Annotated in this window: 13 protein-coding genes; 5 read left to right on the top strand and 8 right to left on the bottom strand. The window is 43.8% G+C overall.

Going from position 1 to position 16389, the window contains the following annotated elements; all coding sequences use genetic code 11:
- Window positions 1-51: 51 nt before the first annotated feature.
- The 6 genes from GUY17_RS14630 to GUY17_RS14605 all read right to left on the bottom strand — a co-directional run bounded on the left by GUY17_RS14630 (window position 52) and on the right by GUY17_RS14605 (window position 7230).
- Window positions 52-942 carry a hydroxymethylglutaryl-CoA lyase gene (locus GUY17_RS14630; protein ID WP_162023565.1) on the bottom strand — a complete coding sequence of 297 codons (891 nt, stop codon included), beginning with the start codon at window positions 940-942 and terminating at the stop codon, window positions 52-54.
- Window positions 943-2973, bottom strand: a complete 2031-nt coding sequence (locus tag GUY17_RS14625; protein ID WP_162023564.1) for an acetyl/propionyl/methylcrotonyl-CoA carboxylase subunit alpha — start codon at window positions 2971-2973, stop codon at window positions 943-945.
- Window positions 2973-3788, bottom strand: coding sequence for an enoyl-CoA hydratase-related protein (locus tag GUY17_RS14620; RefSeq protein WP_162023563.1), 816 nt, complete (start codon window positions 3786-3788; stop codon window positions 2973-2975). Before GUY17_RS14620 ends, GUY17_RS14625 begins: the two co-directional genes overlap by 1 nt.
- 37 nt (window positions 3789-3825) lie before the next feature.
- Complete coding sequence (locus GUY17_RS14615) at window positions 3826-5433, bottom strand: carboxyl transferase domain-containing protein (protein WP_059744381.1); 1608 nt, start codon at window positions 5431-5433, stop codon at window positions 3826-3828.
- A gap of 90 nt (window positions 5434-5523) precedes the next feature.
- Entirely contained in the window at window positions 5524-6693 is a 1170-nt protein-coding gene (locus tag GUY17_RS14610) for an isovaleryl-CoA dehydrogenase (RefSeq protein WP_162023562.1), read from the bottom strand.
- Window positions 6694-6819: 126 nt separating this feature from the next.
- On the bottom strand, window positions 6820-7230 hold the full coding sequence (locus tag GUY17_RS14605; protein WP_101086547.1) for a MerR family DNA-binding transcriptional regulator: 411 nt from the start codon (window positions 7228-7230) through the stop codon (window positions 6820-6822).
- Window positions 7231-7537: 307 nt separating this feature from the next.
- Between GUY17_RS14605 and GUY17_RS14600 the strand changes: the two genes are divergently transcribed.
- The gene (locus tag GUY17_RS14600) at window positions 7538-9454 is read left to right on the top strand and encodes a propionyl-CoA synthetase (RefSeq protein ID WP_162023561.1); all 1917 of its coding nucleotides are present in this window, start codon (window positions 7538-7540) and stop codon (window positions 9452-9454) included.
- A 253-nt stretch (window positions 9455-9707) separates the two neighbouring features.
- On the top strand, window positions 9708-11237 hold the full coding sequence (gene gndA, locus GUY17_RS14595; protein WP_162023560.1) for an NADP-dependent phosphogluconate dehydrogenase: 1530 nt from the start codon (window positions 9708-9710) through the stop codon (window positions 11235-11237).
- Between the two features lie 70 nt (window positions 11238-11307).
- Here gndA and GUY17_RS14590 read toward each other — a convergent pair whose 3' ends face one another.
- Window positions 11308-12201 (bottom strand): 1,4-dihydroxy-2-naphthoate polyprenyltransferase, encoded by an 894-nt coding sequence (locus tag GUY17_RS14590; RefSeq protein WP_101086550.1) that lies wholly within the window; start codon window positions 12199-12201, stop codon window positions 11308-11310.
- Window positions 12202-12408: 207 nt separating this feature from the next.
- Here GUY17_RS14590 and tesB point away from each other — a divergent pair, with 207 nt between their 5' ends.
- From tesB to GUY17_RS14575, 3 genes are all read left to right on the top strand, one after another.
- Window positions 12409-13269 carry an acyl-CoA thioesterase II gene (gene tesB / locus GUY17_RS14585; protein ID WP_011638171.1) on the top strand — a complete coding sequence of 287 codons (861 nt, stop codon included), beginning with the start codon at window positions 12409-12411 and terminating at the stop codon, window positions 13267-13269.
- A gap of 9 nt (window positions 13270-13278) precedes the next feature.
- Entirely contained in the window at window positions 13279-13680 is a 402-nt protein-coding gene (locus tag GUY17_RS14580; protein ID WP_162023559.1) for a YbaY family lipoprotein, read from the top strand.
- 102 nt (window positions 13681-13782) lie between these two features.
- Window positions 13783-15018 carry an MFS transporter gene (locus GUY17_RS14575; protein ID WP_162023558.1) on the top strand — a complete coding sequence of 412 codons (1236 nt, stop codon included), beginning with the start codon at window positions 13783-13785 and terminating at the stop codon, window positions 15016-15018.
- Here GUY17_RS14575 and GUY17_RS14570 read toward each other — a convergent pair.
- Window positions 15015-16388 (bottom strand): sigma-54 dependent transcriptional regulator, encoded by a 1374-nt coding sequence (locus tag GUY17_RS14570; RefSeq protein ID WP_101086553.1) that lies wholly within the window; start codon window positions 16386-16388, stop codon window positions 15015-15017. The two genes, GUY17_RS14575 and GUY17_RS14570, sit on opposite strands and share 4 nt — an antisense overlap.
- Window position 16389 lies beyond the last annotated feature (1 nt).

Below are 16389 nucleotides of genomic sequence, written 5' to 3'. Positions count from 1 at the left end.
TGATATCAACGGTTAGCGGTATGCTACGTTAACCATTTTTAGTATATGTGATTACGTTCTGATTGCATTTGCCACTTTAGACCCATTGGTTCGGCCTAATGCGCGACTAATGTTGTCGCCAGCAAATGCCAGCTTAGCTAAGTCAATACCGGTATCAATTCCCATGCCATGGAGCATGTAGACCAGATCTTCAGTGGCGAGATTGCCCGAAGCCCCTTTCGCATATGGGCAACCACCAAGACCGGCGACTGATGCATCAAATACGCTGACACCAGTGTCGAGACAGGCCAGAATATTGGCTAATGCTTGACCGTATGTGTCATGAAAATGCAAGGCTAACTTATCAACCGGAACCACTTTGGCGACAGCTTCAACCATCTGCCGCGCTTTATTGGGAGTGCCAACACCGATGGTGTCGCCTAATGAGATTTCGTAACAACCCATTTTATAAAGGATCTCAGATACTCTCGCGACTTCACTCACTGCAATGTCGCCCTCGTACGGACAACCCAGCACACAAGACACGTAGCCACGCACTGCAATCCCATGTTGTTTGGCGGCTTCCATTAACGGAATAAAGCGTCCGATTGACTCATCGATTGAGCAATTAATATTTTTTTGACTGAAGCTTTCAGATGCGGCGCCAAAAATAGCCACTTCATCCGCACCTGCAGCAAGGGCTAGTTCAAAGCCTTTTAGGTTAGGGGTTAATGCACTGTAAACCACACCAGCTTGTCGTTTGAGTTGCTGCAATACGGCATCAGAATCGGCCATTTGTGGCACCCACTTAGGTGACACAAAGCTGCCTGCTTCAATACGCTTAATACCTGCATCACCAAGTTGTGTGATTAGCGTGAGTTTGTCTGCAGTGGTCACTGGCACTTCGTTTTGTAAACCGTCACGGGCGCCAACTTCAAAAATGCTCACTTTAGTCGGTAACATTTACGCTTCCTCGACGTTAGCTTCAGAGGCTAATGGTTCAACGTTTAATAGTTGTGCACCGTCACTGACAAGCTCACCGCTTTGGAAATAAAACTCGCTCACCACGCCATCAAATGGTGCCTCGATGGTGTATTCCATTTTCATGGCTTCCATCACTAATAAACCTTGGCCTGCTTTAACTTGCTGGCCCACTTCCACTAAATGAGTCACAACAGTGCCATTCATGGGGGCCTTAAGCTTATCTGCATGGTTAACCACTTCTTCAATCACTTGAGCCAATATGGCTTTAAAGTGATAACTGCCAGATGGTAAAAATAGCGTAAAGTCATCGCCTTGATGGCTAACAGGGATTTTGCTCTTATGGCCATTAATCTCAGCTAAGAGTAAATCGGCTTTCAATTCACCCGCTAACGTCAACACTTGGTCGTGTAAACACAATTGATATTGTTCGCCAACGGCTGTCAGTAGCAAGTCATGTTGTTGCACTTCGGCTGATGCGTCAGTTAATAACGACACACGATGCACGCTTGAACTATTGAGTCTAAAGCCGCTCACGAGGCCCCAAGGCGAATATGGGTCGGCGCTGTTTATGGCCAGCGCTTTTGCCGCTTCTTTACGTGACAGCACTTGAAAAAGTCCTGCTAGTGCTAACGCAGTATCTGCTTCAATAGCTGCGTCACCAATTAAGGTGTCGCCATAACGCTCAATAAAGTCAGTACAGAAGTCTGCCGCAGCAAAGGCTGGGTGTTCAGCAATGTTGGCTAAAAACTCGATGTTATGTTTAAGGCCACTGATTTGGTATGACTCAAGTGCGTGTACTAAACGTTGTAGTGCGCGAGGGCGCGACTCATCCCATACAATCAGTTTGGCGATCATCGGGTCATAAAAGTTACTAATGACATCGTTTTCACGAATACCTGAATCGATACGCACGTGACGATTTTGTTCTGGTTCACGTAAAAAATTGAGCTTACCGCTGGCAGGTAAAAATTCGTTTTGCGGATCTTCAGCGTAAATTCGCACTTCAAATGAGTGACCATGAATACGCACTTCATCTTGGCGCAGCGGTAATTCACCACCACTGGCGACAACTAGCTGCCATTTTACTAAGTCTTGGCCTGTGACCATTTCGGTAACCGGATGCTCTACTTGCAAACGGGTGTTCATTTCCATGAAGTAGAAGCTATTATCGGTATCGAGTAAAAACTCAACGGTGCCCGCGCCAACATAATCAATGGCTTTGGCGGCTGCAACGGCTGCGTTACCCATCTGAGCTCGTAGTTCGTCTGACAAACCTGGAGCAGGTGCTTCTTCAACCACTTTTTGATGGCGACGTTGAATAGAGCAGTCACGATCCGATAAATAAATCGCATTGCCATGAGTGTCGGCAAATACTTGTACTTCAACATGACGTGGTTGACGTAAGTAGCGTTCCATTAACAGTTTGTCATTGCCAAATGACGAGCTGGCTTCACGGCGTGCTGATTTAACCGCTTCAAGGATTTCGCCTTCGTGTTCTACGATACGCATCCCTTTACCGCCACCACCATAGGCCGCTTTAATCAGTAACGGGAAGCCAACAGCTTTGGCTTCTGCTATTAACGTGGCATCCGTTTGATCGTCGCCATGATAACCCGGCACTAAGGGCACATTGGCTTTTGACATGATTTTTTTGGCGGCACTTTTGCTGCCCATCGAATCGATAGCATCACTGCCAGGGCCGATAAAGGCGATACCATTTTGCTCACATTTACGAGCAAACTCAGCATTTTCAGACAAAAAACCATAACCAGGGTGAATGGCTTCCGCGCCCGATTTTTTAGCTATCTCGATAATTAAATCAGCTTTTAAATATGAGTCCGCTGGGGCGCTGCCACCTAGATAAAACGATTCATCTGCCATGGCTACATGGCGGGCATCTTTGTCTGCATCGGAATAAAGGGCTATGGTGCGAACACCCATGGTTTGAGCCGTTTTAATAATACGGCAAGCAATTTCACCACGGTTAGCAATCAGTAATTTGGTAAACATTATTGGGCTCCTTGTGGATCAGATTTAGCGGTTTGCCATGTTGGCGTACGTTTTTCAAAGAAAGCATTAAGGCCTTCTTGACCTTCATCTGATACACGAATCCGAGCAATTTGCTCGCTGGTAAAATTGAGCGTAGCGTCGTCAATCACGCCGTTTTCTAAATGCGATACGAGATTTTTTGCCCATGCCATGCCCTGAGGACTGTTGGCATTAAATGCTGCGATAAAAGGGGCCGCAGCAGCATCTAAGTCGTCGTTAACTTCATGAATGACTTGATGGGTTAAGGCAACATCAGCACTAAAGCGTTCAGCGGTCAGCATAAAGCGACGCGATTGGCGATTACCCATAGCACGAACCACATACGGACTTATCACAGCAGGGATAAGCCCCAGCTTGACTTCGCTTAAGCAAAAGCTTGAACGGGTGTTGGCAATGGCAATATCGCAACAACAAATTAGTCCTAACGCGCCACCAAAGGCCGCGCCTTGTACTAAGGCAATAGTGGGTTTTGGAAACTTGTCTAACACGTGCATCAGCTTGGCAAGCTCATGGGCATCAGTCAGATTTTGTTCAAAGTCCATTTTTGCTTGTTTGCGCATCCAATTGAGGTCGGCGCCAGCACTGAAGTTTTTACCATTAGCACGCAAAATCAACATATTGCATTGATTGTTACTGGCAAAGCTTTCGATAGCCTGGATCATCTCGCTAATCATCACTTCATCAAAGGCATTATGCACTTCAACTCGGTTTAAAATGAGCTCTGCCACCCCTTTGTCTAGACGGCATTCAATGAACTTATATTGGTTTGATAACATTATTTATTACTCCTTATTAGCTGAATTAACCGCACAATTACATGCGGAACACCCCAAAGCGGGTGTCTTCAATAGGAGCATTTAATGCTGCCGATAAGGCTAAGCCGACCACATCACGCGTTTGTGCAGGGTCGATAATGCCATCATCCCAAAGTCGGGCACTGGCATGATACGGATGACCTTCTTTTTCGTATTGTTCAACAATTGGTTTACGGAAGGCTTGCTCGTCTTCTGCCGACCATTCAACGCCTTTACGCGCTAAACCATCGCGGCGCACTGTGGCTAATACACCAGCAGCTTGTTCGCCACCCATTACCGAAATACGGGCGTTTGGCCACATCCACATCATGGTCGGTTCAAATGCGCGACCACACATGCCGTAGTTACCCGCGCCATAACTGCCACCGATAATCACGGTAAATTTAGGCACGTTAGCGCAAGACACTGCGGTCACCATTTTGGCACCATGTTTAGCAATGCCTTCGTGTTCGTACTTTTTACCCACCATAAAGCCAGTAATGTTTTGTAGGAATAACAGCGGAATTTTACGTTGGCAACACAGTTCAATGAAGTGAGCGCCTTTTTGCGCCGATTCGGAAAAAAGAATGCCGTTATTGGCCACAATTCCTACTGGATAACCATGTATACGGGCAAAACCACACACTAAGGTTGCACCGTAGTTGGCTTTAAATTCGTCAAAGTCAGAGTCATCAACCACACGGGCAATGACTTCTTTTACGTCAAACGGCTTTTTAAGATCGGTACCAACAATGCCGTACAATTCATGGATATCGAATTGTGGTGGTTTGACTGGGCTTAATAAGCTTTTGATTTCTTTTTGATGATTAAGTCGCAGTACTGCACGGCGAGCAAGCTCAAGCGCGTGATCGTCATTTTGGGCTAAATGATCGGCAACACCGGATATTTTGGTGTGAACTTCTGCACCACCAAGCTCTTCGGCACTCACTTCTTCACCGGTAGCCGCTTTAACTAATGGCGGACCTGCTAAAAAGATAGTGCCTTGATCTTTGACAATAATTGATTCGTCAGCCATCGCAGGAACATAAGCACCGCCAGCGGTACACAAGCCCATTACTACCGCAATTTGCGGAATGCCTTTAGCTGACATCTGTGCTTGGTTATAGAAAATTCGGCCGAAATGATCGCGATCTGGAAATACTTCATCTTGGCGAGGTAAATTCGCGCCACCAGAATCGACTAAGTAGATACACGGTAAGTGACAACGGCTGGCGATGTCTTGCGCACGTAGATGCTTTTTCACGGTAATAGGGTAATAAGTACCGCCTTTTACTGTGGCGTCGTTGGCAATAATCATGCACTCAATACCACTGACTCGACCAATACCGGCAATGACGCCTGCGGCAGGGACTTCTTCATCGTAGACTTCGTAAGCGGCAAATTGCGATATTTCTAAGAAGGGGGAACCTGGGTCGAGCAGCTTTTCTACGCGTTGACGCGGCAATAACTTACCACGAGATAAATGGCGCTCTAAGGCGACTGGGCCGCCACCTTGTTCGATTTTTTTTAGTTTTTGTTGAAGATCATCGACCAATAACGCCATGCTGTCTGACTTGGCTTTAAATTCGTCACTGCGAGGATTGATACGGCTGCTCAGTTGCGTCATTTCTATATCCTTAATGAAGCAAAAAATAGGGGGGCTTGAGTAAGGCGACACGGCACGCTTGATATGTCGCCTTGGTGATGCAAGTACTGGTTACTTTGACTCGTTAAACAATTCGCGACCAATTAACATGCGGCGAATTTCAGAGGTGCCAGCACCAATTTCGTAAAGCTTAGCATCACGTAATAAACGGCCAGTTGCGTATTCATTCACATAGCCATTTCCGCCGAGTAATTGAATGGCATCTAAGGCCATTTTAGTGGCAAGCTCTGCGCTGTATAAAATCGCGCCAGCGGCATCTTTACGGGTAGTTTCACCGCGGTCACATGATTTAGCCACACTGTAAACATAAGCGCGTGCAGCGTTCATACCCGTGTACATATCGGCTAACTTGCCTTGCACCAATTGGAATTGACCAATCGATTTACCGAATTGTTCGCGTTCATGAATGTAAGGCACCACGATGTCCATGCAGGCAGACATAATACCTAATGGGCCACCAGACAAAACAACACGTTCGTAATCAAGGCCACTCATTAACACTTTTACGCCATTATTTAGGCCGCCTAAGATGTTCTCTTCTGGTACTTCACAGTCTTCAAATACAAGTTCACAGGTGTTTGAACCGCGCATACCTAGCTTGTCTAATTTTTGTGCTTGAGTAAAACCTTTAGACCCACGTTCAACGATAAACGCAGTAATGCCATGTGCACCTTTTTCGATGTCGGTTTTGGCGTAAATAACATAGGTGTGGGCATCTGGACCGTTGGTGATCCACATTTTATTGCCGTTAAGGATGTAGCGGTCACCTTCTTTGCGAGCATTCAGTTTCATTGAAACCACATCTGATCCCGCATTAGGTTCGCTCATCGCAAGTGCACCAATGTGCTCACCACTGACTAGCTTAGGTAAATATTTTGCTTTTTGAGCGTCATTACCATTACGGTTAATTTGGTTTACACATAAGTTTGAGTGAGCGCCATAACTTAAGCCAATAGAGGCTGATGCGCGGGAGATTTCTTCCATTGCGACAACGTGCGCAAGGTAGCCCATGTTGGCTCCACCATATTGTTCATCAACAGTGACACCTAATAAACCCATATCGCCAAGTACTGGCCATAATTGATTAGGGAACTCATTGTCGATATCGACTTGGGCGGCCATAGGCGCAATTTCGTTGGCCGCAAAACCGCGAACAGCGTCGCGTAACATGTCAACATCTTCACCTAAACCAAAGTTTAAGCTGGTATATAAATCGCTCATTTGCATATGTCCTGTTGAATTTTATTGTCGTCTGGTAAACATTTTTTGCCAACGCTTTTATGTGCGTTTTTGGCAGTAGGAAAAATGTTGTTGGCCTTATTGAGTCAGCCATTTTTTTATTGAGTTTTATTTGGCTTTTTTAGCCGAGTTGTCGGCAAGCGCCGCTTTGCATTGTTGTTCGGCTGAATTAAGTTCCATTAACACTACTTTAATGTCGTCCATTTGCTGCTGTAGAGCTGATTTTTTTTCATTGACCAAATCCAGCATGGTATTGAGCTGTGTTGAGCTACTTTTATCAGCATCGTAAAGCTCAAATAGTCGACGAGTTTCAGCTAACGAAAATCCAAGACGTTTGCCGCGTAAAATAAGTTTTAAGCGCACTCTGTCTTTCAGGCTGTATATACGGGTTTGTCCGCGACGCTTAGGTTTAATCAAGCCTTGGTCTTCGTAAAAACGAATACTGCGGGTGGTGATATCAAATTCTTTTGATAAGTCACTGATTGAATATGTTGATTGAGGAATGTGGGTTGTGCTCATCATGTCACCAAAAGTGTTTCTTTTGATGCAAGATATATGAAGTTTACGTAAAGGTAAAGTTTGCTAGATGGTTTTCCGTTTTATGCGTGTTAATTTTGCTTGCCACTCAAACACTAATTATACATTAACATATTGTTATTTAGTGTATTTTATTACTGATAGTATTTGACCTGCACAAGTTAAACACTCGATTGAAACTAAAGGTTTTTTTGTTGGTTTTAGTGGTTGTTATCCCTTTGTCTAATAGGGGTATTTAATGAATTCTGCTCATAATCATTGTAATACAAGTTGATTAACGGAGAACAATATGGCTGATGTAGGACTATCAATGCACGCACAATCGATAGCCGATCCCGAAGTATTTTGGCAGCAAGCCGCTGAGGCCATTAGCTGGGATCTTGCACCAAAGACGGTACTGGATGATAGCAATAAGCCTTTTTACCGTTGGTTTGCTGATGGCAAGATGAATACCTGTTTTAATGCCGTAGACCGCCACGTATTAGCAGGAAGAGGTGAACAAACAGCGATTCATTACATTAGCCCAGTGACGCACAACGAATACTCAATTAGTTATCAATCTGTGTTGGCTCAGGTAAAGCGCTTAGCTGGATTAATGGTGTCACTTGGTGTTGAAAAAGGCGACCGAGTGGTTATTTATATGCCAATGGTGCCAGAAACAGCCTATGCCATGCTGGCATGTGCACGGATTGGTGCGATTCATTCTGTGGTATTTGGTGGTTTTGCCGCCAATGAGCTTTCTACGCGGATTAATGATGCAAAACCCAAGTTAATTCTGTCTGCTTCATGTGGCATTGAACCTTCTGGTGTCGTACCGTATAAGCCTTTACTCGATGACGCATTATCCCAAGCACAACATCAAGTCGATCACTGCATTATTTTAAATCGTACTGAATACCAAGCACAATTACAGTCACCAAGAGATCTTGATTGGTACAGTGCGCTGGTGGATGCGCCTGATGCTGCTTGCGTGTCGTTGGATGCAACAGACCCCTTATATGTTTTATATACCTCTGGTACCACAGGGCAACCTAAAGGTGTAGTACGCGACAATGGCGGCCATGCAGTCGCATTAGCATGGTCGATGAAACACATTTATGACATTGGTGTGGGCGATGTTTTTTGGGCTGCATCAGATGTTGGCTGGGTGGTAGGGCATTCATATATTGTTTATGGGCCATTGCTGGTGGGTGCGACGACCATAATGTATGAAGGTAAACCTATTGGTACCCCTGATGCGGGTGCATTTTGGCGTATTATCGAACAAAAAAAGGTTCGTAGCTTTTTTACCGCACCTACAGCTATTCGGGCTATAAAACGAGAAGATCCTGAAGGCGAGTTTATTAAACAATTTGATTTAACTTGCCTTAAGCAAATGTATTTAGCGGGGGAGCGTTGCGATCCTGACACCTTAAATTGGAGTCAGCAGCAGTTAGGTAAACCTGTAATTGATCATTGGTGGCAAACTGAAACTGGTTGGCCTGTAGCGGCAAACTTGATGGGCACCGATCCGATAGAGATTAAAGCCGGATCGCCTGCGCGAGCAGTACCTGGATATCAAGTGGAGATTCTTGATGCGATGGGGCAACAAGTGGCTCCTAATGAAAGTGGTAATGTGGTGATAAAGCAGCCTTTACCACCAGGCACATTAACGACTTTGTGGCAAAATGATAAACGCTATATCGACAGTTACTTGTCTATGTATCCTGGTTATTACTTAACTGGAGATGCGGGTTACGTTGATGAAGATGGTTATTTATACATTATGAGCCGAATTGACGACATCATAAATGTTGCCGGACACCGTTTATCTACGGGTCGATTTGAAGAAGTTTTATGTCAGCATGAAGCGGTGGCCGAGGCTGCGGTAATTGGTGTGCAAGATAAACTAAAAGGCCAGGTGCCTCTTGGATTAGTAGTCCTTAAAAATGGCGTTACCTTGTCAGATGAAGCTCTTTATAAAGAGTTACTTGCCTTGGTACGTCATGAAATTGGCCCAGTGGCTTCATTTCGGCTGGTAAGTGCTGTGCAAAAGTTGCCTAAAACCCGCTCTGGAAAAATATTACGAGCCACAATGCGTAAAATTGCAGACAATCAAGAGTACACCATGCCAGCAACGATTGAAGACCCACAAACCTTAGATATTGTCCGGAATGCGTTGACTAAAATGGGTTATGCTAATGCACTAACTACTGAGATAACATGATGTTACTCTTCAATATTTAGCCATGCCAAATGATAAGGTGATTTTAAATCGAAACCATAAAAAACCAGTGTTTTTATGGTTTTTTCTATTGTGACACGATGTTATCTCCTAATAAACAGATTGGGCATACATTGTAAAAAACAGCGTTTCCGCGTTTTGTTACTGGTAATTTAGTTACAAGAATCGCTATAATTGCCACCCAAATGGATTCGCACTACGCGATTAATCTCTGTGACCTGTGGAAACATACACTATGAATAACCACACCCAACAATCTCACGTCGGCGTTATCGGCCTTGGTGTTATGGGCAAGAACCTCGCATTAAACATTGCTGACAACGGCTACCATGTTGCAGTTTTCGATTTAGATACTCCAAAAGTCAACGCAGCTGTGGCTCAAGAAGAAAGTGAGCGTAAAGCCGGTACGGCACCGCGCATGCAGTCATGTAATAATCTTACAGAAATGCTGGCTAAATTAGTTGAGCCTCGAGTTATTGTATTATCTGTGCCTGCTGGTGCGCCTGTTGACGGTGTATGTAAATCGTTAATTGAAGCTGGTATTGAAGCCAACGATATCGTTATTGATACGGGTAACAGCCTTTGGACCGACACGGTAGAACGCGAAGCACGTTATAAAGATCAGTTTGTTTTCTTTAGCTCTGCAGTGTCTGGTGGCGAAGTAGGTGCCCGTTTTGGCCCATCTCTCATGCCTAGTGGTGATGAAAAGGCATGGCGTTATGTTGAACCAATTTGGAAAGCTATTGCTGCTAAAGTGGATTCAGCAACGGGTTTACCGATAGAGCGTTTTGAGCCAGGCAATCCGGTAACCGAAGGTGAGCCGTGTACGACTTATATTGGTCCAGCTGGTTCTGGTCATTACGTTAAAATGGTTCATAACGGCATTGAATATGCTGATATGCAACTTATTTGCGAAGCGTATCAATTGCTCAGTGACGGCTTAGGCATGTCTGCCCATGACATTGGTGACGTGTTCAATGGTTGGAATAAAGGTATTCTTAACAGTTACCTTATGGGGATTAGTGCTGAAGTCTTACAACAAGACGATCCATTAACCGGTAAGCCATTAGTTGAAATGATTTTAGATAAAGCAGGCCAAAAAGGCACTGGTTTATGGACTGCAGTGAGCAGCTTGCAAATTGGTTGTCCTGCGCCAACGATTGCTGAAGCCGTTTATGCACGCGCTGTGAGCACTCAGAAAAACTTGCGTATGCAGTTAAGCTCGAAGTTAGCAGGACCTGCACCAGTCAGTTTTAGTGATGCTGAAAAAGTGGCATTTATTGCTAATCTTGAAGATGCATTATATTGCGCTAAAGTGTGCTGTTATGCGCAAGGTTTCCAGTTAATGGCGATGAATGCTAAAGAGCAGAATTGGTCTTTAGATTTTGCTGAAATTGCTAAAATTTGGCGAGCGGGTTGTATTATCCGTGCTACGTTCCTGCAGTCAATTACTAAGGCTTATCAAGAAGATGCAAACCTTACTAACTTATTAATGGCTGACACTTTTAGTCAAACATTATCGCAAAAACACCTTAACTGGCGTAAAACGGTCGCAGCTTCTGTTATGCAGGGCATTCCTGCTCCATGTATTAGTTCGGCAATTGCCTATTATGACAGCTACCGCTGTGAGACATTACCCGCTAACTTGTTACAAGGTCAGCGCGACTTTTTCGGTTCACATACTTTTGAACGCACCGATAAACCCGCTGGTGAGAAATACCACTTAGACTGGAGTGCGAAGCAGCGTACTTTAGCTAAGGTGTAATTAGTCTTACATTATAAAAAGGCGCTTCATTTTACAATGAAGCGCCTTTTTATTTAGCTAAGGAAAATGGTTAGGTTAGCGAAAAGTACAATCCAATGCTAAATAAGACGCTAAAAATCATCGTCAATTTAGCTGTTTGCCCAAGGATAGGATTTAATGCTTCACCAGTATTATTATGAAATTCGCGACTCAGGTTACGTGCGATTACTAATGATACACCTGCTAATAATACGGGTAACCCATCGAGCGACCCGAGCAAGAATCCCGCGATAATGATACCAAATGGTAAGTAGACAAAACTTTGATATAGCACTTTTGCTTGTGCTTCACCAATTCTTACCGCAAGAGTATTTTTACCTGCTTTTGTGTCGGTAGAAATGTCTCTAGTGTTATTGACCAGCATAATGGCAGCATTAAAAAAACCAATAGCACAGCCAAGTAACCATGCTGTCATGGTGGTGGTGCCTGCTTGTAAATAGTAACTGCCAACAACGGCCACTAAGCCGAAAAATACAAATGCAGCAATTTCGCCTAATCCATGTGATGCCAGTGGGTAGGGACCTCCGCTATAACATAACGCGCCTAATATAGAGGCTGTAGCAAGAATGGCTATTGGCCAGCCACCGTGAACGATTAGCAATGAACCTACTAACAATGATATGACTAGGCAACCAATCATGGCATTTCGTACAGATGACGGAGCAAGAATACCGCTTTGAGTGACTCTTATTGGACCGATCCGCTCTTCGGTGTCGATACCATTCTTAAAGTCAAAGTAGTCATTAGCGAGATTAACTGAAATTTGCAATAATACTGCACATAGCATTGAGGTAAAGGCGATGAGTAAGCTAAATTGTTCGAGCCCAATCGCGAGCATATTTCCGATTAATAATGGACCGATAGCCGCCGGTAACGTGCGAGGACGGATAGCCATAAACCATGATTGCATTGAGCTAGGTTGCATAATATTGTGAGACGCACTGTTGATTAGTCATGTCTAATAGCATACCAAATATTCAATTAAGCTGCAGATATGAATATTTGCGTTGCATCACTATTTCGTGATTTGTCACGAGATGACTTAAATTCAACAATTACCATAGAATAAGCTAGAAAACATCAGCTTAACTAAGGTAACCTTAACGTTAATCCAAGTTGTAGAGAAGGTGTTATGAGTCAGGTATTAAACGATTTATTGTCATTGTTGTCACTTGAGAAAATTGAGTTAGGTCTGTTTCGCGGCCAGAGTCAAGATTTAGGCTTCGGACACGTGTTTGGTGGCCAGGTGATGGGACAAGCGTTAAGTGCTGCAAAACAAACGGTTAGTGAAGACCGTCATGTACATTCTTTACATTCATACTTTTTACGTGCGGGTGATGAAAAATTACCGATTATTTACGATGTTGAAAATATGCGTGATGGAGGAAGTTTTAGTGCGCGTAGAGTGAAAGCGATTCAGAAAGGTCGACCTATTTTTTATATGACTTGTTCGTTCCAAACGGTTGAAGAAGGCTTTAATCATCAAGATGTCATGCCCGATGTGCCAGGACCTGAAGGTTTATTGAATCAGCAAGAACTTGCAGTGACTATGCGTGATAAAGTACCAGCGAAAATGCTCGAAAAATTTATGGCAGACTCTCCGATTGAAATGCGTTTAGTTAACCCGGTTCATCCTATCGCCCCTAACACAACAGAGGCAAAAGGGTATGTATGGCTACGTGCCAATGGGCAAGTACCATCGGACCACAGTATTCAAGAGTATTTACTCGCTTACGCATCGGATTTTAATTTTTTAGCCACAGCAACTCAGCCCCATGGTGTGTCTTTTTTAACTCCAGGTATGCGCATGGCCACTATTGATCATGCCATGTGGTTTCATCGCCCATTTAATATGGGAGAATGGCTCTTGTACTGTATTGATAGTCCCAATGCAGGCGGTGGACGTGGATTTGTGAAAGGGCAGTTTTTTGATCAGCAAGGACGTCTTGTGGCTTCTGCCACACAGGAAGGTTTAATCAGAATGACCAAGTAGGATGCTAACATGTTAATAATTAAGAAAGGGATACAATTCGCGGTTGTCACTTTGATTGCCATAATGCTCAATGGTTGTGTGACGATTGAGCCTGAAAAACCAGTCATTGTAAATGGCTATGCAGGTTATGCAGAGAAAATTGCCTTGCCACAAGGGTGTAAAATTAACATAGCATTAATTGATTTTAATACTCCGGGTGCGATTATCTCTCAAAAAAACTTTGATATAGCCAGAGCACCCGTTCCATTTAAATTCACCTTACCTGCTGAGTTAGTCAAAAGCGGTGTTGATTACGGTGTTGTGGCAATGATCACTTATCAAGGTAATGCTATTTTTCAAACGTATGATAAGTTCCGTGTGATCAGTAACGGTCAATTTACCACTCAAGTGTTAATGAAACGCGTTAAATAGCCACTTCGTAATCTAGTTCACAAACTCTTATGCCCGTCATTGATCTATTTATTTGGCGGGTAATAATCTGTTTTCTACCCTAATGTGCTGTTTAGGTTGTTTATGACAGAGTTATCTCAGACTTATCGCTCGCATGCGCAAACTCGTTTAATTTGGGCTTTGTGCATCGCTTCTATGGTGATTTACATTAATTTGTACACAGTACAAGGCATGCTGCCGTCTATTGCGGAACATTTTGATGTGTCTGGCGCACAAGCTACTTTGGTGTTATCTGTTACCAGTTTCACCTTAGCTTTTTCATTGCTTTTTTATGCAGTTTTATCTGACAGGATAGGACGGTTGGCTCCTATTGTGGTGAGTTTATGGCTGCTCGCAGGGTCGAATATTTTATTAGTGTTTGCCCAAACATTCGATGACTTATTATGGGTGCGCTTACTACAGGGCATTTTGTTGGCCGCTGTGCCCGCGATTTCGATGGCCTATTTTAAAGAACAATTAGCTCCCTCTTTTATGCTCAAAGCTGCTGCCGTATACATTATGGCCAACAGTATGGGCGGTATCGCAGGACGAATTTTTGGCGGGTTAATGGCACAAAATTTGTCGTGGCAGTCGTCAATGGGGTTGGTGTTTTTGGTCACGTTAATGGGGGTGGCATTGGTAACGTATTTATTGCCGCGTAAAGAAATTAAATCCCCAGTGGTTAAGCAAAAAGTCTCTTTGCGACATAAGGTAAAGCAAGATATAGATGGCTTTATGTTCCATTTGTCTGACTCGCAGATGCGCCTCGCTTATGCCATTGGTGGCTTAGCATTTATGATGATGGTCAATCAGTTTAGCTTTATTCAATTGCATATTATGGCTGAACCATATGGTTTGAGTCGCTTTAATGCGACCTTGATTTTTCTCTGTTATTCAAGTGGTACATTTGCTTCTTATTTGTCGGCAAAATGGATTATGCGCTATGGCTCGATGCCATTATTTAGAGTGGCTTTATGCTTAATGGTCGCTGGCACGTTGTTGACTTTGGTGGATACATTGACTGCCATTGTGGTGGGTTTTCTGATCAGTGCTTGCGGATTTTTCTTAACTCACAGCTGTTGTAATTCGTTTGTTGCTATCCGTGCCACCAGTCATCGCGCTAAGGCAACGTCGCTCTATTTATGTTGCTATTATCTTGGCGCATCCCTGGGCGGACCTTATTTAATGATGTTTTGGCACGAAGCTGAATGGAATGGAGTGGTTGCGGGGTCTATGAGCCTTTTGGCGCTGCTTTTCGTGGCTGTCTGGCGTTTAGGGATACATCAACAACAGGTTATTGATGTTCCCGTACCCGATTAACTCTCGATAAATTGTTTACGGTCTAGTTCAAACTTACGCATTTTGTCGTACAAGGTTTTACGGGGTAATTCGAGTTGTTCCATGGTTAATTTGATGCTGCCTTTGTTGTGGCTTAATGCTTCTTCAATTAACATTCTCTCAAAGAACTCCACTCTTTGCTGAAGCGACATGCTGGTGTGCATAGTGGTGTGGTTATCTAAATTACCAGCAAAAGCGGCTTCTGCACCAAGTAACACATAACGTTCTGCTAAATTACGTAACTCGCGTACATTACCAGGCCAGTCGTGAGAGGTTAGCACCATCGTTTGCTGGGGATTTAATGCTATGAGTGCTTTATGGTAACGAGCCGAAGCAATTCTGGCAAAATGTAAAAACAGCAATGGAATGTCTTCTCGGCGATCTCGTAGTGGAGGAATTACAATGGTCACTAGGTTAAGACGATACAATAAATCTTGTCTGAATTTCCCTTCTTCGCACAGTTGCTGCAAGTTTAATTTTGTTGCCGCAATAACCCTGATGTCCAAATTAATCGGCGTATTTGATCCTAATCGTTCGACTTTACGATCTTCCAATACACGCAATAATTTAACCTGTAAGGCCATAGGAGTGCTTTCTATTTCATCTAGAAGTAGCGTGCCACCATTAGCATATTCAAACTTACCGATGCGGCGTTTGTCTATGCCAGTGAAAGCGCCAGATTCTGCACCAAAGAGTTCACTTTCAATGAGATTTTCAGGGATTGCACCACAATTAATGGCGACAAAATTAGCTTTGTTACGATAACTATGGTCATGCAGATATCGGGCGACAAGCTCTTTACCTGCACCGGTTTCACCTTCAATCATGATATCTGCAGGTGTGTCGAGCACTTGGTCAATAAGATGGCGCATTTTCATCACACCAGGACTACTGCCTAAAATACGTGGACCAGGTGCTATATGCGATTCAAGTTCGCGTTTAAGTTTACGGTTTTCTAGTGTTAGCGCACGCTTATCTAACGCGCGTTTAGTCACATCGAGTATATGTTCGTTGTTAAATGGTTTTTCGATAAAGTCGTAAGCACCTTTCTTGAGTGCGTCTACCGCCATAGCAATGTCACCAAAACCCGTTAATAGTACTACAGGTAAGTCACTGTCTTGTTGTTTCAGTTGTTGCAATAAACTCAAACCATCGAGTTGCGGCATATTAACATCAGAAATTACTATGCCAGGCCAGTTAGCGGTAATATGGCTGGAGATAGCTTGCGGATTCGTAATCGCCAACGCGTTGATATTCTCTAGTTTGAATAACTGCTGTAACACGATACCGATATGAGGTTCATCATCAACAATAATAACTTGATAATTATTGATGTCTTGAATTTGAGTCACG

The organism is Shewanella sp. Arc9-LZ (assembly GCF_010092445.1).
Taxonomy (GTDB): Bacteria; Pseudomonadota; Gammaproteobacteria; order Enterobacterales; family Shewanellaceae; genus Shewanella.
Note: the sequence above shows the minus strand (reverse complement) of the source record. Positions and strands in the feature narration are given on the sequence as shown.